We start from the raw sequence: 18430 nt of genomic DNA on the forward strand, positions 1-18430 counted from the left end.
GCCTGACCGTTCCCCGACAAGAGAAACCCGATGGCGTTCGGACTATTTCGGAAGCGTCTGCCGGATACGGCTGCGCCTGCGGTCGCCCCGCAGACTGTGCAGCCGGCGGCCCATTCCGAGCCCGCCCCGGCCGCTGAGGGCGATTCGGCGCGGGAAATCCTGGAACTGCTGGAACTCGAGCTCGGGGCGATGATTCGCCAGCTCGAGCGCGCCGCCAATTCGGTGGCCGGCGGCGCCGAGGCGACCGCCGCGACGCTGGCCGACATCCGCGACCGCACCGACGCCCTCACCGGCCGCACCAACGCCGCGCAGTCGACCGCCTCGACCTTCGCTCATGCCGCCGACAAATTCACCCAATCCGCGCAAGGCATCGGCGCCCAGGTCCGCGCGGCCGCCAAGCTCGCCGATGAGGCCAGCACCGCGGCGCAGGAAGCCCGCGCCAATGTCGACCGCCTGCGCGAGTCCTCCGCGGCGATCGGCAACGTCGTCAACCTGATCGCGCAGATCGCGCGGCAGACGACGCTGCTCGCGCTCAACTCGACCATCGAGGCCGCGCGTGCGGGCGCGGCCGGCAAGGGCTTTGCGGTCGTCGCCACCGAGGTGAAGGCGCTCGCGGTCCAGACGCAAGGCGCCACGGAAGAGATCTCGAAGAAGATCGACGCGCTGCAGCGCGATGCCGCCGGCTCCGCCGACGCCGTGCACCGCATCTCGCAGGCGATCGAAGCGATCCGTCCGGTGTTCGACACCGTCAACGGGGCGGTCGCCGAGCAGAACGCCACAACGAGCGAAGTCTCCGGCAATGCCGCCAGCGCCTCGGAGTTCATCATCTCGGTCGGCGAGAGCGCAGCCGAGATCGACGCCGCGACCAAGGCCGCCGAGACCCATGGCGAGAACGTCGCCAGCGCCGGCAAGGCGGTCACCACCTTCGCGCAGAAGCTGAAATCGCGCTGCGCCGTGCTGCTGCGCCAGAGCGAGCACGACGATCGCCGCAAGACCGAGCGGCTGCCCTGCCATCTCAAATTCGAGACGTCGCGCGGCGTGATGCCGGTCTACGAGATTGCGATGGACGGCGTGCTGATCGGCGGCGCCGACGCTGGGCGGCTGGCACCGCACACGATGATCGAAGGCAACCTCGAAGACGTCGGCGCCTGCCGCCTGCGCGTGATCGAGCAGTCCAAGGCCGGCGCCCGCGCGCAGTTCATTGCCCCCAATGCCGAGCTCTCCGAGAAGATCGAGGACAGGCTCTGGTCGATCCACGAGGAGAACACCGAGTTCGTCACCCGCGCCATGGAAGCGGGCAACGCGCTGACCCAGATCTTCGAGCAGGCGCTTGCGCGCGGCGAGGTCAAGGTCGACGATCTCTTCGACACCGATTACGCGGACATCGCCGGCACCAATCCGCAGCAATACCGCACCCGCTATCTGGACTGGGCCGACCGCGCGCTGCCGCCGTTCCAGGAGGCCTTCCTCGCCAAGGACCCGCGCATGGCGTTCTGCGCCATGGTCGACCGCAACGGCTTCCTGCCCGTGCACAACAAGATCTATTCGCATCCGCAGCGGCCGGGCGATATCGCCTGGAACACGGCCAACAGCCGCAACCGACGGATCTTCAACGATCCGGCGGGGCTCGCCGCCGCGCGCAACCTGCGATCGTACCTGGTCCAGAGCTATGCGCGCGACATGGGCAACGGGAACACCGTCATGATGCGCGAGATCGACGTGCCGATCCGCGTGCAGGGCCGGCACTGGGGTGGATTCCGCACCGCCTACAAGCTCTAGGGCATGGTCCGAAAAAGTGGGCTGCGGTTTTTCGACGAGACCATGCTCACACAAAAAACCTGGGCGCGAAAAACCAAGGCGCAAATTGCGCCTTGTGCACGCTCAGGCAAGACGCCAGCCGCGAATCATCCTTTAACGTCGGAGTTGGAATGGGAATGCCGCGGGGGGCCGGCGTACGGCTCCGACTGGAGGACCCTTAAGACATGTCCGTCGCACAACTTGCAGTTATGGACACCGGCTCCAACCGGACGCTGGCTGAACGGCTGATCGACCAGCTCGCCGACCGCATCGGCGGCCTCGGCGTCGAGCTCGCCGATATTGCCGGCAACGTCCAGGAAGTCGCAAACCGCGTCGCCAACCAGTCGGAACGGTTCCACCATCTCCAGAAGACGGCGGAGACGATGGTCTCGGCCAATCACGACATAGCCAACGCATCACAGGCGGTGCAGTCGACGACGTCGGCCGCGGTCGGCGAGATCGCGCAGTCGCGCAGCGCAGTCGACACCGCCGTCAGCCACATCTCCGAGCTGGTCGCAGCCGTCGAACGTATCGAGGCTCGCTTGAGCGCGGTCGGCTCGGCGCTGGCGCAGGTCGCAAAAGTGTCCGGCTCGATCGAGGCGATCGCCAAGCAGACCAACCTGCTCGCGCTGAACGCGACCATCGAAGCCGCGCGCGCCGGCAATGCCGGCCGCGGCTTTGCGGTGGTCGCGAGCGAGGTGAAGAATCTCGCTGAAGCCACCCGCCAGGCCACGCATCAGATCTCCGACACCGTGCGCGACCTCGACGGCCAGATCGAAGGCCTGATCGGCGAGAGCAGCGACGCCTCGCAGCGCGCCAAGACCGCAGGCGAAGGCGCCCAGCAGATCTCCGGCATCATCTCGCGCGTCCAGCAGGGCTTCGCCTCGGTGGAAGCGGAGATCGACAGCGTCACGCGCGCGGCGACCTCCAATCTCGGGCACTGCGACACCGTCATCAGCGAGCTCAACGAGCTCGCCAAAGGCGTCGACCTCTCCTCGCGCGATCTCAAGAACGCCGACCAGCGCGTGACAAAGCTGCTCGACACCTCCGAAACGCTGATCGCGCTGATCGCCGACAGCGGCGTCGAGACCTCGGACGCGCCGCTGATCCGCGTCGTCGTCGAGACCGCCAAGCGCATCTCGGCCGAGTTCGAGGCCGCCATCGACCGCGGCGAGATCACGCTCGACCAGCTCATGGACGAGAACTACCGGGAGATCCCCGGCACCGATCCCAAGCAGTACAAGACGCACTATGTCGACTTCACCGACCGCGTGCTGCCCGCGATCCAGGACCCGATCCAGAAATCCGATCCCCGCATCGTGTTCTGCGTCGCCTGGGCCAGGGGCGGCTATTTGCCGACCCACAATCCGAACTACCGCCTGCCGCAGGGCAAGGACCCGGTCTGGAATAACGCCAACTGCCGCAACCGCCGCCTGTTCACCGACCGCGCGGTGAAGAAGGTCGCGGCCAACACAAAACCCTTCCTGCTGCAGACCTATCGCCGCGACATGGGCGGCGGGCAGTTCGTACTGATGAAGGACCTGTCCTCGCCGATCGTGATCCGCGGCAGGCACTGGGGCGCATTCCGGATGGGTTTTCGGCAGGGCTGACGACCGCTGCTGCGGGCCTTGAATCAAAACCTCGAAAACAACCCCATGCACAGTAGCCGGGGCGGGAGGAATCAGCGGCTTGCAGTCGGCGGGCCTGGCGCGGCTTGACCCGTCGGGCAAAACAGGCGCATAATGCTATTATTCCGAAATTGCCATGCGCTCCTCTCCCTTCTCCCCTTGCGGGAGAAGGTGGCATAGGCGGCCTCTGGCCGCCGTTCTTGGGAACGCCGAAGCGAAGCTTCGGCTATGGCGCCGGATGAGGGGTCTCTATCAGCGCGCAAGGCTGCCTCGGAATAAGAGAGGATCATACGCGGAGACAGCCCCCTCACCCGAGTGAGTCTGCGTCTACTGACATCGCTGCCCTCTCCCGAAAGGGGAGAGGGCACAACAACAAGCCGTCGCGATTGATTTCATCGGGGTGCCACCCCTGCCTTTCCCAATCGCACGAATTTCGACATCGCATGATTTTGCGCATTCGCACGACGATCTGCGGCGCGCGCGACGAAAATGCGTCAAAACATGACGATTATCATATCAATTAGCCCAGAACGCGTGCTGCGATCGCCGCACAAATTCGTGAACGTCATGGCCGGGCGCTGCGTTCGCGCAAATATGCATTGCCGGAAATGTCGGTGCTTCTTCGTTTCGCATCGATATGATTATGGTCGCGCGCAAATCGCCGACGCCGTAAGCGCTCGTCGAGCAAGGGGATGCACATGGCAACGACACTCACCATCAACGGCGAACAAAAATCCTTCGACGCGCCACCTGAAATGCCCTTGCTGTGGGTGCTGCGCGACATTCTCGGGATGACCGGCACCAAGTTCGGCTGCGGTATCGCGCAATGCGGCGCCTGCACGGTGCATGTCGACGGCAAGGCGGTGCGCTCCTGCGTGCTGCCCGTCAGCGCGGTCGCGAACCGGGCCGTCACCACCATCGAGCATGTCGGCAACACGCCTGCGGGTGCGAAGGTGCAGAAGGCCTGGCTGGATGCCGAAGTGATCCAGTGCGGCTATTGCCAGTCCGGCCAGATCATGGCCGCCGCCGCGCTGCTGGCGGCAACGCCCAATCCTGATGATTCCGACATCGACGCGGCGATGGCCGGCAACATCTGCCGCTGCGGCACCTATGTCCGCATCCGCGAGGCCATCAAGCACGCCGCCAACGGCAAGCAATCTTGAGGTCCGCCATGAATGCACACAATAGCGTCTCCCGCCGCTCACTCCTGACCGGCGGCCTCGCCACCGGCTTCCTGCTCGCCTTCCATCTGCCGCTGCGCGCCGCCGGCAAGGAGCCGGTGCAACGCGATGTGACGGACGGCAAATTCGCGCCCAACGCCTTCATCCGCATCGACGAGACCGGCCGCACCGTGCTGATGATGCCGCAGGTCGAGATGGGACAGGGCACCTACACGTCGATCTCGGCCGTGATCGCCGAAGAGCTGGATGCCGACTGGAGCAAGGTCGAGGTGCAGCACGCCCCGCCCAACGACAAGCTCTACGGCAACCCGACCTTCGGACTGCAGGTCACCGGCAATTCCAACTCGATCCGCGCCTGGTGGCTGCCGCTGCGCAAGGCCGGCGCCACCGCCCGCGCCATGCTTGTGCAGGCCGCAGCCACCCAGTGGGGCGTCGACGCTGCAAGCTGCACCGCGTCGAAGGGCGAGGTCGCGCATGCCGCAAGCGGCCGCAAGCTCGGCTACGGCGAACTGGCGCTCGCCGCCCAGGGCCAGACACCGCCGAAGGACGTCGCGATCAAGGATCCCAAGGATTTTGTCCTCATCGGCCAGCCGCTGAAGCGGCTCGACACGCCTGACAAGGTCAACGGCAAGGCGCTCTACGGCATCGACGCGATCCTGCCCGGCATGAAGATCGCCGCAATCGCCAATTGCCCTGTGTTCGGCGGCAAGGTCGGCAAGGTCGATGACAGTGCAGCGATGAAAGTCGCCGGCGTGCGCAAGGTCGTCGTGCTCGACGACGCCGTCGGCGTCATCGGCGATCACATGTGGGCGGCCAAGAAAGGTCTCGAAGCGCTCAAGATCGAGTGGAACGAAGGCCCGAACGCGAAAATCACCACCAAGGACGTCTGGGACGACCTGCGCAAGGCCAGCGAGAAGGATGGTGCCGTCGCAAAATCCACCGGCGACATCGGCAGGGCGCTCGCCAGCGGCGACAGGTTCGAGGCGGCCTACGAGCTGCCGTTCCTGGCACATGCGTCGATGGAGCCGATCAACGCCACCGTCCACGTCAGGCCGGATGCCTGCGAGATCTGGACCGGCACGCAGATCATGACGCGCGTGCAGTCGGAGGCGGCGAAGGCCGCCGGTGTTCCGGTCGACAAGGTGATCGTCAACCAGCATCTGCTCGGCGGCGGCTTTGGCCGCAAGCTCGAGCCGGACATGGTGGTCGCGGCGGTGAAAATTGCAAAGCAGGTCGACTATCCCGTGAAGGTGATATGGACCCGCGAGGAGGACATCCAGCACGACGTCTATCGTCCGGTCTATCGCGACCAGATCACGGCATCGCTGGTCGACGGCAAGATTGCGGGGTGGAAATACAAGGTCGCCGGCTCCGCGGTGCTGGCGCGCTGGCTGCCGCCGGCGTTCCAGAAGGGCATCGACATCGACGCGATCGACGCGGCGGTGGACGCGCCATACGACTTCGCCAACTTCCACGTCGAATATGTCCGCGCCGAGCCGCTGTCGGTGCCGACCGGCTTCTGGCGCGGCGTCGGCCCGAACAACAACGTGTTCGCGGTCGAATGCGCGATGGACGAGCTCGCGCGCAAGGCGGGCAAGGACCCGATCGAGTTCCGCAAATCCATGCTGACGAAGAACCCGCGCATGCTCGCGGTGCTGAACCAGGTCGCCGAGAAATCCGGCTGGGGTCAGCCGCTGCCGCCGCGCGTTGGCCGCGGCGTCTGCGTGCAGCCGTCATTCGCAAGCTTCATCGCGTCCGTGGTCGAAGCGGAGATCGACGACTTCGGCGAGATCGTGCTCCGCCGCGTCACCTCGGTGGTCGACACCGGCATCGCGGTCAACCCCGATACGGTGAAGGCGCAGATCGAGGGTGGCCTGATCTTCGGCCTCACCGCCGCGCTCTATGGCGAGATCACCATCGACAAGGGCCGCGTGCAGCAGTCGAATTTCCACGACTACCGCATGATGCGCATCAAGGAGACGCCGAAGATCGATGTCACCGTCGTGAAAAGCGGCGAGGCGCCGGGCGGCATCGGCGAGGCCGGCGTCAATGCCGGACCTCCGGCGCTGCGCAACGCGATTTACGCTGCAACCGGCGTGGCGCTACGGCGCCTGCCCATCGATCGGAAACTGCTGGCTGCGGGGAAGAAGGCATGAGCGGCAAGATGCGTATCCTCGGAAGCCTCGTCGTCATCGCCGTCGTCGTAGCAGGACTCGGCGTCTTCCTCATCCGCAGGCCCGGCCCGCTCGACTTTGCCGGCGGCACCAAGGTGGCGCCGGCGGATTACCGCGCCGGCAAGCCGACCGGCGTGCCGGCCAAGCTGGAGAAAGCGAGCCTGGTCGAGCGCGGCGAATATCTCGCCAAGGCCGCCGATTGCATGGTCTGCCACACCAAGCCGGGCGAGAAGGACTATTCCGGCGGCCTCGCCTTCAAGCTGCCGTTCGGCACGCTCTATTCAACCAACATCACGCCGGACAAGGACACCGGCATCGGCAATTACAGCGACCAGGACTTTCTGAACGCGGTCCAGCACGGCCAGCGCCGTGACGGCGCCCGGCTCTATCCGGCGATGCCGTACACGTCTTACACGTTCATGACCGACGAGGACGTGCTGGCGGTGAAGGCCTATCTGTTCAGCCTGCCTGCGGTGCGCGCCAAGGCGCCCGAGAACACGCTGTCGTTCCCGTTCAACCAGCGCTGGGCGATGATTGTCTGGTCGGCCGTGTTCAATCCGGACACGCGCTTCACGCCCGATACTTCGAAAAGCCCGGAATGGAACAGAGGCGCGTATCTCGCCGAGGCGCTGGCGCATTGCGGTGAGTGCCACACGCCGCGCAATCTCGGCTTCGCGCTGGATAACCGCAAGAAGTTCGCCGGCGCGATCACAGCGGGCTGGCGCGCCTTCAACATCTCTTCCGACAAGGCGACGGGTCTCGGCAACTGGAGCGACCAGGATCTGATCTCCTATCTGTCGCTCGGCCACGCGCCGGGCCACGGCTCGGCGTCGGGCCCGATGGGCGAAGCGGTCGACCACAGCTTCAGCCAGTTCGCGCCCGAAGACATCAGCAGCATCGTTGCCTATTTGCGCAGCGTGCCGCCGCAGCCCTCGCCCGACCTGCCCGCCACCACAGCGCCAGTCGCGCCCGCCTCGCACAAGGAAGGCGTGACTGCAGATGCGCGCGGCAAGAAGGTGTTTGCCAGCGCCTGCGCCAGCTGTCACGGCTGGAGCGGCGACAGCCCGGTCTCGCCGATGGCGACACTCACCGGCACCTGGGCCGTCAACGACCCCGCCGCCACCAACGTCGCACAGATCGTGATCTCGGGCACCAAGCGCCACACGCCTGACGGTGCGCTGTCGATGCCCGCGTTCGGAAGCGCGTATACCGACGACGAGATCGCAGCAGTCGCGAATTACGTCACCGCGCGGTTCGGGACGAAGGGCTCGAAGCTGACGGCGAAGGATGTGGCGGAGCTGCGGGAGCAGACGGCGGAGTAGCGTGATGGCGAGATTGATGCGCGATCGCGCGTCAATCTCCGCCGTCGTCCCGGACGAGCGCAGCGAAGATCCGGGACCCATACGCCGCAGCAATAGTTTTGCGAAGACTCGGAGTGACCGGCTTCGCGCAATCACTACTCCCTGGGGTTATGGGTCCCTGCTTTCGCAGGGACGACGCTGAGGCTGTCGCGCCGCTTTCACCCTACCCAAAACATCGGCGCGGACGCTTCATCTGCCCGCGCCGATCCATCCCCTCACGTAAGCGCAATCGGGCAGCCGTTGCTGCCCGTGGCGCCCTTGATCGGGGCCGGCGCGAAGCAATAGACGAACTGGTACTTCTTGTCGGCGATCAGATCGTCGAAGAAGAGGTTCTCGTGGTTGTGGATGCCGTGCTTGGTCTGCAGCTCGGAATGGACCACGAAAGCGAGCGACTTGTCGGGATTGGGCACCACCTCCACCGCCCAGGTGTCGGCGCCGGTGAGCGCGAGATCCTTCTCGATCACCCACCTCGCCGCATCCATGCCGATGCCCGGCTCGCCGCTGTTGAAGCGGTCGTTGTTCTTCATCCACAGCGAGCCCCAGCCGGTGTGGAACATGATGGCATCGCCCGGCTTGATGTCGCTCTCGGGAATGTTCTGCTTGGCCAGCGCGGCCTTGATGTCGGCCGCGGTGATCTCCTGGCCGACGTCCATCATCCCGCCCTTCAGCGCGACCATGTCGACCAGATGCGCGCGGGTGAACAGCGGCTTGAGCTTCTCGACACCGAGCTTCTTCAAACCGTAGGCGTCGCTGATCTCGGTTGCGGTGAAACCATTGTAGAACCGCATCTCGTTCTTGTCGCCGTCCTTGCCCAACTGGATCCCGATATGGCCGAGGCCATCGAATTGGGTACCGGTCTGGCCGATCTCCGTGGTCAGGAATTCGTCGTGATAGACCATCTTGTTGTCGCCGAACGGGCCGCCGGTCGGGCTGCCGGGAATGCGCAGCGTGAACGCACGCGGACCGAACAGCGGCATGCCGCCTTCGTAGACGCGACCGATCTTGTAGATCTTGCCGTCCTTGATCCATTTCGCGGCATCGAGGACCTTTTCGGGCGTGATGTGATTTGATGCGCCGGACTCGTCGTCCTTGCCCCATTTCGACGGCCACCACGGCTTGTCGGTGCCCTTGGGCATGGAGGTCGCGGTCTGCGCCTGGGCTTGGCTGATCGGTGCAAGCGAGAACTTGCCGTGCATCGAGCCGGCGAGGGCGGCTCCTGCGACGCCGGCGATGCCCGCGGTGCGGAGCAGGGTCCGCCGATCGGTCGTGGAGCCGCTGTCGTCTTGATCTACGTTGTTGATCTCATTAGACATTGCACCCTCCCAGGTTGTGGTCAGAACAAAATCTGACTCTCAAATTGTTTCCGGCTACCCTCCTCCTCCATTACGCTGTTGTCCAGCGACAAAAATAAGACCGATGGCGGGAGAGCTTCCCATGGGCCTGTTCGAAACCGACAAATCGGCGCAGCGACTCCCGGTGTCGCTGATCACCGGCTTTCTCGGCAGCGGCAAGACCACGCTGCTCAATCGCCTGCTGCGCCGCGACGACATGAAGGACAGCGCCGTCATCATCAACGAGTATGGCGAGGTCAGTCTCGACCATCTCCTGGTCGAGCGCGTCGATGGCGAAGTTGCCGTGCTCGCAAGCGGCTGCATCTGCTGCACCATCCGCAGCGATCTGGAACAGACGCTGCGGGACCTCCTGGTCAAGCGTGACCGCGGCGAGATTCCGCCGTTCCGCCGCATCCTGGTCGAGACCACCGGGCTCGCCGATCCCGCGCCGATCGTGCAGCTGCTGCTCAACAACCCGCTCGTCTCGCACTTCCTGCGGCTCGACACGATCGTGACCACGGTCGATGCGGTCAACGCATCGCATCAGCTCGACCGCCAGTATGAGGCGGTGAAGCAGGTCGCGCTGGCGGACCGGCTGTTGATCACCAAGCGCGATCTGGTCGACGATGTCGGCTTGTTGGAGCTGCGTCTCCGCCAGCTCAATCCCGGCGCGAGGATCGAAACCGTCGATCATGGCGAGATCGATCCGGCCCAGCTATTCGGTGCGGGCCTGATCGATCCCGAGAAGAAAAGGATCGACGTTGCGCGCTGGCTCAATGAGCACGCCTTCGCCGAGCCGCACGCGCATGCCGGTCATTCGCATCACGATCGTCACGCGCATCATGACCACGATCATCACGATCACGACGCATCCATCACCAGTTTCATGCTCGCGTTCGACGAGCCGCTCGACTGGATAACGGTGACGCACTGGCTCGCGCATTTGCGCAACGCGCGTGGCGCTGACCTCTTGCGGGTGAAGGGGATTCTCAATCTTCACGGCGAGGCTGCGCCGGTCGTGATCCACGGCGTGCATCACGTCTTCCACCCGCCGGTGGCGCTGGCCGCCTGGCCCGACAGCGATCGCCGCTCGCGCATCGTCTTCATCACGCGCGGCATCTCGCGATCGGACGTGCTGGAGCTGTGGCAGGCGGTCCGCGCGGCGGCATGAGGCTCGGCGGCGCCAAGGGAACAGACGACGCAATTGATGCGCAGTTGCGTGCGTCAATCTCAACTGTCGTCCCGGACAAGCGCGCCCTCAGGCGCGCGCCGATCCGGGACCCATACCCACAGGGAGTGGTTTGGCGAAGATTCGTAGTGACCAGTCTCGCATCACAACTACTCCCTGGGGTTATGGGTCCCCGCGTTCGCGGGGACGACACGAGGGTGTAGCTTCGTTCTTCAGCTCAACCAGAATTTTGGCGTTGCCGGCTCCAGCCTTCCACCAACACGCACCGGCGCGATCTTGAGCGCCAGGCCCGTCGCGTCATCCGTCTCGACCGCAACGCCGCTGAGCGTCGCGACACCTGCGGCTGGCTCGAAGCGGCCTGACGGGATTCCCGATGTGAATCTCCGCAGCGGTTCTTCCTTCTGCATGCCGATGATGGAATCGTAATCGCCGGTCATGCCGGCATCGGTCATGTAGGCGGTGCCGCCGGAGAGGATCTGATGATCGGCGGTCGGCACATGCGTGTGCGTGCCGACGACGAGGCTGGCGCGGCCGTCGCAGAAGAAGCCGATGCCCTGCTTCTCGCTGGTCGCCTCGCAATGGAAATCGACGACGATGGCGTCGGCGGCAACGCCGAGCGGGCAGGCGCCGAGCTCGCGCTCGAGCGCGGCAAAGGGATCGTCGAACGGGGTCATGAAGACGCGGCCGAGCGCGTTGACGACCAGCGCATGCTTGCCGTTCTTGGTCTCGACCAGAGCGGCGCCGCGGCCGGGCGTGCCGCGCGGATAGTTGGCGGGACGCACCAAGCGGTCGGCGCGCTCGATGAACACCAGCGCCTCGCGCTGGTCCCAGGAATGGTTGCCGAGCGTCACCGCGTCGGCGCCGGCCTCGACGAGCTCCCGGTAGATCGCTTCCGTGATGCCGAAGCCGCCGGCCGAATTCTCGCCGTTGACGACGACGAAATCGAGCGACCAGTCCTTGACCATGCCGGGCAGGTATTCGGCGACGGCCTCGCGCCCGCTACGGCCGACGACATCACCCACGAAGAGAATGCGCAACTTCAGAACTCCGGAAATCGAACACGTCCGATTCCGTTAGCACATAATCCAGCGCCACGTCGTGGGATAGTGCCGGAACCGCCTCGATCTCCTGCGCTGCAAAAGCAAGCCCGATACCGACGATGTGCTTGGCCTTGCGCAAATGCGCGAAGGTGAAATCGTAATGCCCCGCACCATAGCCGATGCGATGGCCGAGGCGGTCGAACGCCGCAAGCGGCGTCAGCATGATGTCGGGGATCACTTCGGCCGCTGCCGGCGACGGCTCGGGAATGCCGAGCGGGCCGAGCATCAGGCGGTCGTTCGGATGGAAGAGGCGGAAGATCAGCGCCTTGCCGCGCGTGGTAACGCAGGGCAGCGCCAGCTTTGCGCCCTGCTCCGCGAGCTTCTTCAGGAGCGGCATCGGATCGATCTCGCTGCGGATCGGCGAATAGCCGGAGACGATGCTGCCGGGCAAGAGGTCGAACGGCAGCCCGCGCTTGGCGAGCTTTGCGGCGGCAGCGATGCGCTTCTTCTCGCTCAGCGCGTCGCGCTTGGCGAGGGCCTTGGCGCGGAGTTCGGCTTTGGAGTTGGACATGCGCGTTTTCCCCCGATGGCGAAGTCTTGCTCCGCCGTCATCGTCCGCGAATGCGAACGATCCAGTATTCCAGAAACGCCAGTGCACAGACCTCGACGCCGCGGCGTCCTGGATGCCCCGGTCCCCGTGCGCAATTGCGCACCAGGCGGGGCATGACACCGAGCCTCAATTGAACCGCAAGCGTGTCGGGGACGCAAATTCGACAGGCACGAACCAGAAGGAAGAAACAGTGCGAGGCCGCGGACGCCGTTGAAGCACTCGATCCCGGAGTTCCCTACGAAAGTAGGTGGGCACCATATGCCCGAGCCCACGGGCCCGGCCAGGGACAGTTCCCTAAAGGATCGATAAGGCCCCGGGGATATATGGCTCCTGACGCACGTCGCAGCCTCGCCGGGACAATGTAACAACGATGTTGACGAATCGCCAGCCCGGCGAGTGGCTACCCACTTGCTTGCCAAGTTCACCGGTGCGCTCCCTCCCCCGCAAGCGGGGGAGGGAGCGCAGTGCCTGCGTGGCAGCAGGCCCTACCCGATCGCGATGCCGCCGCCGACGGTGCGGTTCAGGACCTGGGTCGATTTCTCGATTCGCTCGGCGGCGGCGTTCAGCGCGTTGACCACCGCGGTCTGCGTCATCCTCGCGCGCTCGACGGCGGCATTGCGGAAATCCCGGAGCTCGTTCAGCTCCTGCTCCATGGTGCGGATGCGGTTGCCGGCATCGACCAGCTCGTCGCAGGCGGTGAGCGCCGCCATCACGGTGAGGCGCGCATCGCCGATCTCGCCGAACTTTCCGCGCAGCGACTGGATGCGCGTCTCCAGGCTCTCGGCGAGCTTGAGCAGCCGCACCTCCTGGCCTTCCTCGCAGGCCATGCGGTATTGCCGGCCGTTGATGGTGACGTTGATGTGGCTCATCCGTCCTCTCCGGTATCGAGCACCGAGCGTATCGTGACGATCGCGGAATCCAGCCGGTCGGAGATCTCGCGATTGGTGCGCTCGAGCTTGCGCGCCTTCACCAAAGCTCCATCGAGCTCGTCGGCAAGCCGCGAGCGATCGGCGCCGAGCGCCTGGATGCGCGCAGCCAACTCGTTCTCGTCGCGATCGGCATCGCGCCGCCGCTCCACCGCGCTTTCGAGCGCGTCGAGCGCCGCCGTCAGCCTGCGAGTCGCGATCTCGATCTCGACGGCCGAGGACTCCGTCATGGCAGAGCTGTTGGAAACGCGATCGTTCATGCAGTCAGCGGCGGAACCTGGCGGCCTTTACCCAGTGGCCTTTCCCTGGAGCTTGCCGTCCGGCAAAAGACTCGGTTCGGCAAGCGGTTAGAAGCAGAAATTTACGTGGCAAGCTAGCCAAGCGCAACGCCGCCGCGAAACTATGCACCGATCTTGCGAGCATGATCCCCCGCGCACACGCCCCGCCTTTGCCGCAAGCAAGACCGGGCCGCCACTTTTCGCTAACCCGGCCCTTCGGGTCCAGAGCCTGTATGACGCAACTTTTGCGGCCAAACCGGCGTTTGATTGCCTTGGACTTCCGGAACTGAGGTGCTATCCCAGCCCCGACCTTACGCGGCCGCGAGGCCCCCTTCCCGCGCGGGCGTACACCGCCAAGCGCCTCATTCCAGACGGATTTCAGACATGACGCAGGTCGACCACACCCGTATGGCCAACGCGATCCGCGGCCTTTCGATGGACGCTGTCGAGAAGGCGAAATCGGGCCATCCCGGCCTGCCCATGGGTGCCGCCGACATCGCAACCGTGCTGTTCACGCAGTTCCTGAAATACGACGCGGCCGCGCCTAGCTGGCCCGATCGCGACCGCTTCGTGCTCTCGGCCGGCCACGGCTCGATGCTGCTTTATTCGCTGCTGCATCTCACCGGCAATTCCGAAATGACGCTGGACCAGATCAAGCAGTTCCGTCAGGTCGATTCGCTGACGCCCGGACACCCCGAGAATTTCCGCACCAACGGCATCGAGACCACCACCGGCCCGCTCGGCCAGGGCATCTCGACCGCGGTCGGCATGGCGCTCGCCGAGAAGATGCTGGCCGCCGAGTTCGGCAAGAAGATCGTCGACCATCACACTTATGTGCTCGCCTCCGACGGCGACCTGATGGAAGGCGTGTCGCAGGAAGCGATCGCGATGGCCGGGCACTGGAAGCTCGGCAAGCTGATCGTGCTCTACGACGACAACGGCATCTCGATCGACGGCCCGACCTCGATCGCCGATTCCGTCGACCAGGTGAAGCGCTTCAAGTCGGCGGGCTGGGCCGCCGAGAAGATCGACGGCCAGGATCAGGCCGCCATCACCGACGCCATCACGCGCGCGAAGAAGTCGAACAAGCCGACACTGATCGCCTGCCGCACCACCATCGGTTTCGGCGCCCCGCACAAGGCCGGCACGTCGAAGGCGCATGGCGAGGCGCTCGGCGCCGACGAGCTCAAGGCCGCCAAGGAAAATCTCGGCATCTCGCTCGAGCCGTTCTCCGTGCCGGATGACGTGCTGAAGGCTTGGCGCGCAGCCGGCAGCCGCGGTGCTGCGGCCCGGCAGGAATGGGAAGCACGGCTCGCTGAGCTCGGCAGCCGCAAGCGCGCCGAGTTCGAGCGCCGCCTGCGCCATGAGCGGCCGGCTTCGCTCGCCAAGGCGGTGCGCGCGTACAAGAAGGAGCTCTTGGAAAAGCCGATGACGGCGGCGACCCGCAAATCCTCGGAAGCCGTGATCGAGGTGATTGCCGGCGCTATGCCGATGGAATTCCTCGCCGGCTCGGCCGATCTCACCGGCTCCAACAACAACAAGGCGAAATCGGCGACCGCCTTCTCCGCCAAGACGCCGAAGGGCCGCTTCATCCATTACGGCATCCGCGAGCACGGCATGTGCGCGGCGATGAACGGCATCTTCCTGCATGGCGGCTTCGCGCCGAACGGTGCGACCTTCCTGGTGTTCACCGATTATGCGCGGCCCGCGATGCGCCTCGCCGCACTGATGGGCGCCGGCGTCGTCTACGTGATGACGCATGACTCCATCGGTCTCGGCGAAGACGGCCCGACCCACCAGCCGGTCGAGCACCTCGCCGCGCTTCGCGCCATTCCCAACATGCGCGTGTTCCGCCCCTGCGATGCCATCGAGGTCGCCGAGTGCTGGGAGCTCGCGCTGAACCGCATCGACGGCCCGACCGTGCTGGCGCTGACGCGGCAGAACCTGCCGCAGCTCCGCACCACCGCGCCGAACGACAGCCCTTGCGCCGCCGGCGCCTACGAGCTGGTCGCAGCGCAAGGCGAAGCCAAGGCGACGCTGTTCGCCTCCGGCTCCGAGGTCGAGATCGCGGTTGCCGCCCAGAAGCAGCTCGCCGAGCGCGGCATCGCGTCACGGGTGGTCTCGGTGCCCTCGCTCGAGCTGTTGTTAGCGCAACCAGAGGCCAAGCGCGCCGAGATCATCGGCAACGCGCCGGTGAAGGTCGCGATCGAGGCCGCCGTGCGCTGGGGCTGGGATGCCGTGATCGGCCAGGATGGTGAATTCGTCGGCATGCATTCCTTCGGCGAAAGCGGCCCGGCGAAGGACCTTTTCAAGCATTTCGGCATTACCGCCGAGGCTGCGGTTAACGCTGTGCTGAAGCGCGTTTCCTAAGAGTTGAGCTTGCCAAAAAAAAGGACTACGACACTCCTCATATGATCAAGCACCGCCCGGCCGAACCGGGCGTTCCGTCTAAAAAACCTCGCAGGCGCGCCAAGCGCGTTGTGCGGGACGATGGGGTTATTGAACAGCCGTCACTGAACGGTCATTGAAGGAGACGAAACATGGCAGTCCGCGTCGGAATTAACGGTTTTGGCCGCATCGGCCGCAACGTGCTGCGGGCTATCGCAGAGTCCGGCCGCAAGGACATCGAGGTCGTCGGCATCAACGATCTCGGTCCGGTCGAGACCAACGCCCATCTCCTCCGCTTCGACAGCGTCCATGGTCGCTTCCCCGGCACCGTCACCGTCGATGGTGACTCGATCAGCCTCGGCGCCAACAAGATCAAGGTGACCGCCGAGCGCGATCCCTCGAAGCTGCCCTGGAAGGATCTCGGCGTCGACATCGCGCTGGAGTGCACCGGCATCTTCACCGCGAAGGACAAGGCCTCCGCGCATCTGACCGCCGGCGCCAAGCGCGTGCTGGTCTCCGCCCCCGCCGACGGCGCCGACGCCACTATCGTCTACGGCGTCAACCACGAGACCCTGACCAAGGATCACCTGGTCGTCTCGAACGGCTCCTGCACCACCAACTGCCTCGCGCCGGTCGCCAAGGTTCTGAACGATCTCGTCGGCATCGAGACCGGCTTCATGACCACGATCCACGCCTACACCGGCGACCAGCCGACGCTGGACACGCTGCACAAGGATCTCTACCGCGGCCGTGCGGCTGCGATGTCGATGATCCCGACCTCGACCGGCGCCGCCAAGGCGATCGGCCTGGTGCTGCCCGAGCTGAAGGGCAAGCTCGACGGCGTCGCGATCCGCGTGCCGACCCCGAACGTCTCGGTCGTCGACCTCAAGATCGTCGCCAAGCGCGCCACCGACGCCAAGGAAATCAACGCGGCGATGAAGCGCGCCAGCGAGCAGCAGCTCAAGGGCATCCTCGGCTACACCAATGCGCCGAACGTCTCGATCGACTTCAACCACGACCCGCACTCCTCGACCTTCCACGAGGACCAGACCAAGGTGCAGAACGGCACGCTGGTGCGCGTGATGTCCTGGTACGACAACGAGTGGGGCTTCTCCAACCGCATGGCGGACACCGCCGTCGCGATGGCGAAGGTGATCTAAGAACGTAGGTCTCGTGTCCCGGACGCGGTGCAGCGCGCTTGCGCTGCTCCGCAGAGCCGGGACCCATCTCCCCGCGTAGGTCCCGGTTCTGCACAGCGACACTTCGTGCCGCTAGTAGCGCCCGGGACAAGAGAGAGTGTCCGATGGCGAACAAATTCCGCACCCTCGACGACGTCGATGTGAAGGGCAAGCGCGTGCTGCTGCGCGTCGATCTCAACGTGCCCATGGACAACGGGCGCGTCACCGACGCGACCCGGCTCGAGCGCGTCGCGCCGACCATCACGGAGCTTTCCGACAAGGGCGGCAAGGTCATCCTGCTCGCGCATTTCGGCCGGCCCAAGGGACGCGATCCCAAAGAGTCGCTCAAGCCCGTCGCGGAAGCGCTGTCGAAGGTCGTGAAGAAGCCCGTTGCGTTCGCCGACGATTGCATCGGCGAGCCCGCGGCCAAGGCTGTGGCGGCCTTGAATGATGGTGACATCCTGTGTCTCGAAAACACCCGCTTCCACAAGGAAGAGGAAAAGAACGATCCGGCCTTCGTCGCTGAGCTCGCAAAGCTCGGCGACATCTGGGTCAGTGACGCGTTCTCGGCCGCGCACCGCGCCCATGCCTCGACCGAAGGCCTCGGCCACAAGCTGCCGGCCTATGCCGGCCGCACCATGCAGGCCGAGCTCGATGCGCTGGGGAAGGCGCTGGGCTCGCCGACCAAGCCTGTTATCGCCATCATCGGCGGCGCCAAGGTCTCGACCAAGATCGACCTGCTCGAAAACCTCGTCACCAAGGTCGACGCGCTGGTGATCGGCGGCGGCATGGCCAACACCTTCCTGCACGCCCAGGGCGTCGCGGTCGGCAAGTCGCTGGCCGAGAAGGATCTCGCACCGACCGCGCTGCGCATCATGGAGAAGGCGGAAGCCGCCAATTGCGCCATTATCCTGCCGGTCGACGCCACCGTCGCCTATCATTTCGCCGCCAATGCGCCCTCGCATGCCTACGGCCTCGACGCGATCCCGGCCGACGGCATGATCCTCGACGTCGGCCCGCAATCGGTCGCGCGCGTCCATGCCGCGATCGACGACGCGGCAACGCTGGTCTGGAACGGACCGCTCGGGGCCTTCGAGATGCAGCCGTTCGACCGCGGCACGGTCGCGGCCGCCAAGCACGCGGCCGAGCGCACCAAGGCCAAGAAGCTGATCTCGATCGCGGGCGGCGGCGATACGGTTGCCGCGCTCAACCAGGCCCATGTGGCCGGTGATTTCACCTATGTCTCGACCGCCGGTGGCGCGTTCCTTGAATGGATGGAAGGCAAGCCCCTGCCCGGCGTCGAAGTTCTGCGCACCAAGTAATTTAGAACGGCAAGCAAGAAGCGGCCC

Annotated in this window: 14 protein-coding genes and 1 other RNA gene; 9 read left to right on the plus strand and 6 right to left on the minus strand. The window is 65.3% G+C overall.

Annotation, left to right across the window (positions count from 1 at the left end; all coding sequences use genetic code 11):
• The first annotated feature begins 30 nt into the window (after positions 1-30).
• The 5 genes from BRAGE_RS0132820 (at position 31) to BRAGE_RS0132845 (ending at position 8102) form a co-directional block, all read left to right on the plus strand.
• Positions 31-1779, plus strand: a complete 1749-nt coding sequence (locus BRAGE_RS0132820; protein ID WP_027561114.1) for a methyl-accepting chemotaxis protein — start codon at positions 31-33, stop codon at positions 1777-1779.
• A 203-nt stretch (positions 1780-1982) separates the two neighbouring features.
• Positions 1983-3407 carry a methyl-accepting chemotaxis protein gene (locus BRAGE_RS0132825; protein WP_027561115.1) on the plus strand — a complete coding sequence of 475 codons (1425 nt, stop codon included), beginning with the start codon at positions 1983-1985 and terminating at the stop codon, positions 3405-3407.
• 716 nt (positions 3408-4123) lie between these two features.
• On the plus strand, positions 4124-4588 hold the full coding sequence (locus BRAGE_RS0132835; RefSeq protein ID WP_027561116.1) for a (2Fe-2S)-binding protein: 465 nt from the start codon (positions 4124-4126) through the stop codon (positions 4586-4588).
• Positions 4589-4596: 8 nt separating this feature from the next.
• Entirely contained in the window at positions 4597-6762 is a 2166-nt protein-coding gene (locus BRAGE_RS0132840; RefSeq protein ID WP_028146461.1) for a xanthine dehydrogenase family protein molybdopterin-binding subunit, read from the plus strand.
• Positions 6759-8102, plus strand: a complete 1344-nt coding sequence (locus tag BRAGE_RS0132845) for a c-type cytochrome (protein WP_027561118.1) — start codon at positions 6759-6761, stop codon at positions 8100-8102. Before BRAGE_RS0132840 ends, BRAGE_RS0132845 begins: the two co-directional genes overlap by 4 nt.
• Before the next feature lie 254 nt (positions 8103-8356).
• Here BRAGE_RS0132845 and BRAGE_RS0132850 read toward each other — a convergent pair whose 3' ends face one another.
• Positions 8357-9454, minus strand: coding sequence for a cyclase family protein (locus tag BRAGE_RS0132850; RefSeq protein ID WP_027561119.1), 1098 nt, complete (start codon positions 9452-9454; stop codon positions 8357-8359).
• A 121-nt stretch (positions 9455-9575) separates the two neighbouring features.
• On the opposite strand from BRAGE_RS0132850, the gene BRAGE_RS0132855 reads away from it, so the two are divergent.
• Positions 9576-10643, plus strand: coding sequence for a CobW family GTP-binding protein (locus BRAGE_RS0132855; protein WP_051378224.1), 1068 nt, complete (start codon positions 9576-9578; stop codon positions 10641-10643).
• Positions 10644-10873: 230 nt separating this feature from the next.
• Here the strand turns inward: BRAGE_RS0132855 and BRAGE_RS0132860 are convergent, their stop codons facing one another.
• From BRAGE_RS0132860 to BRAGE_RS0132875, 5 genes are all read right to left on the minus strand, one after another.
• Complete coding sequence (locus BRAGE_RS0132860; RefSeq protein WP_027561121.1) at positions 10874-11698, minus strand: TIGR00282 family metallophosphoesterase; 825 nt, start codon at positions 11696-11698, stop codon at positions 10874-10876.
• Positions 11676-12272, minus strand: coding sequence for a 5-formyltetrahydrofolate cyclo-ligase (locus BRAGE_RS0132865; protein ID WP_027561122.1), 597 nt, complete (start codon positions 12270-12272; stop codon positions 11676-11678). The genes BRAGE_RS0132860 and BRAGE_RS0132865 overlap by 23 nt, the downstream gene beginning before the upstream one ends.
• Positions 12273-12502: 230 nt before the next feature.
• A non-coding RNA gene (ssrS, locus tag BRAGE_RS52235) (6S RNA) lies at positions 12503-12663 on the minus strand.
• 133 nt (positions 12664-12796) lie between these two features.
• Positions 12797-13180, minus strand: a complete 384-nt coding sequence (locus BRAGE_RS0132870) for a cell division protein ZapA (RefSeq protein ID WP_027553871.1) — start codon at positions 13178-13180, stop codon at positions 12797-12799.
• A complete protein-coding gene (locus BRAGE_RS0132875; RefSeq protein WP_014439722.1) occupies positions 13177-13497 on the minus strand; it encodes a DUF4164 domain-containing protein in 321 nt (106 codons plus the stop codon). The genes BRAGE_RS0132870 and BRAGE_RS0132875 overlap by 4 nt, the downstream gene beginning before the upstream one ends.
• A gap of 393 nt (positions 13498-13890) precedes the next feature.
• Here BRAGE_RS0132875 and tkt point away from each other — a divergent pair, with 393 nt between their 5' ends.
• The 3 genes from tkt (at position 13891) to BRAGE_RS0132890 (ending at position 18403) form a co-directional block, all read left to right on the plus strand.
• Positions 13891-15885: a transketolase gene (tkt, locus tag BRAGE_RS0132880; protein ID WP_283808089.1), complete on the plus strand. Its 1995-nt coding sequence runs from the start codon at positions 13891-13893 to the stop codon at positions 15883-15885.
• A gap of 170 nt (positions 15886-16055) precedes the next feature.
• A complete protein-coding gene (gap, locus tag BRAGE_RS0132885) occupies positions 16056-17063 on the plus strand; it encodes a type I glyceraldehyde-3-phosphate dehydrogenase (protein ID WP_027561124.1) in 1008 nt (335 codons plus the stop codon).
• A gap of 143 nt (positions 17064-17206) precedes the next feature.
• Positions 17207-18403, plus strand: coding sequence for a phosphoglycerate kinase (locus BRAGE_RS0132890; RefSeq protein ID WP_027561125.1), 1197 nt, complete (start codon positions 17207-17209; stop codon positions 18401-18403).
• The last annotated feature ends 27 nt before the right edge of the window (positions 18404-18430 follow it).

Origin of the sequence: Bradyrhizobium genosp. SA-4 str. CB756 (genome assembly GCF_000473125.1) — a bacterium.
In the GTDB taxonomy this organism is placed as follows: Bacteria; Pseudomonadota; Alphaproteobacteria; order Rhizobiales; family Xanthobacteraceae; genus Bradyrhizobium; species Bradyrhizobium arachidis.

Excerpts from the sequence above, each read along its gene's own strand:
- BRAGE_RS0132835 (WP_027561116.1), top strand. The coding sequence starts at position 4,124 with ATGGCAACGACACTCACCATCAACGGCGAACAAAAATCCTTCGACGCG.
- BRAGE_RS0132825 (WP_027561115.1), top strand. The coding sequence starts at position 1,983 with ATGTCCGTCGCACAACTTGCAGTTATGGACACCGGCTCCAACCGGACG.
- BRAGE_RS0132820 (WP_027561114.1), top strand. The coding sequence starts at position 31 with ATGGCGTTCGGACTATTTCGGAAGCGTCTGCCGGATACGGCTGCGCCT.
- BRAGE_RS0132865 (WP_027561122.1), bottom strand. The coding sequence starts at position 12,272 with ATGTCCAACTCCAAAGCCGAACTCCGCGCCAAGGCCCTCGCCAAGCGC.
- BRAGE_RS0132845 (WP_027561118.1), top strand. The coding sequence starts at position 6,759 with ATGAGCGGCAAGATGCGTATCCTCGGAAGCCTCGTCGTCATCGCCGTC.
- gap (WP_027561124.1), top strand. The coding sequence starts at position 16,056 with ATGGCAGTCCGCGTCGGAATTAACGGTTTTGGCCGCATCGGCCGCAAC.
- BRAGE_RS0132840 (WP_028146461.1), top strand. The coding sequence starts at position 4,597 with ATGAATGCACACAATAGCGTCTCCCGCCGCTCACTCCTGACCGGCGGC.
- BRAGE_RS0132855 (WP_051378224.1), top strand. The coding sequence starts at position 9,576 with ATGGGCCTGTTCGAAACCGACAAATCGGCGCAGCGACTCCCGGTGTCG.
- BRAGE_RS0132875 (WP_014439722.1), bottom strand. The coding sequence starts at position 13,497 with ATGAACGATCGCGTTTCCAACAGCTCTGCCATGACGGAGTCCTCGGCC.
- BRAGE_RS0132870 (WP_027553871.1), bottom strand. The coding sequence starts at position 13,180 with ATGAGCCACATCAACGTCACCATCAACGGCCGGCAATACCGCATGGCC.
- BRAGE_RS0132850 (WP_027561119.1), bottom strand. The coding sequence starts at position 9,454 with ATGTCTAATGAGATCAACAACGTAGATCAAGACGACAGCGGCTCCACG.
- BRAGE_RS0132890 (WP_027561125.1), top strand. The coding sequence starts at position 17,207 with ATGGCGAACAAATTCCGCACCCTCGACGACGTCGATGTGAAGGGCAAG.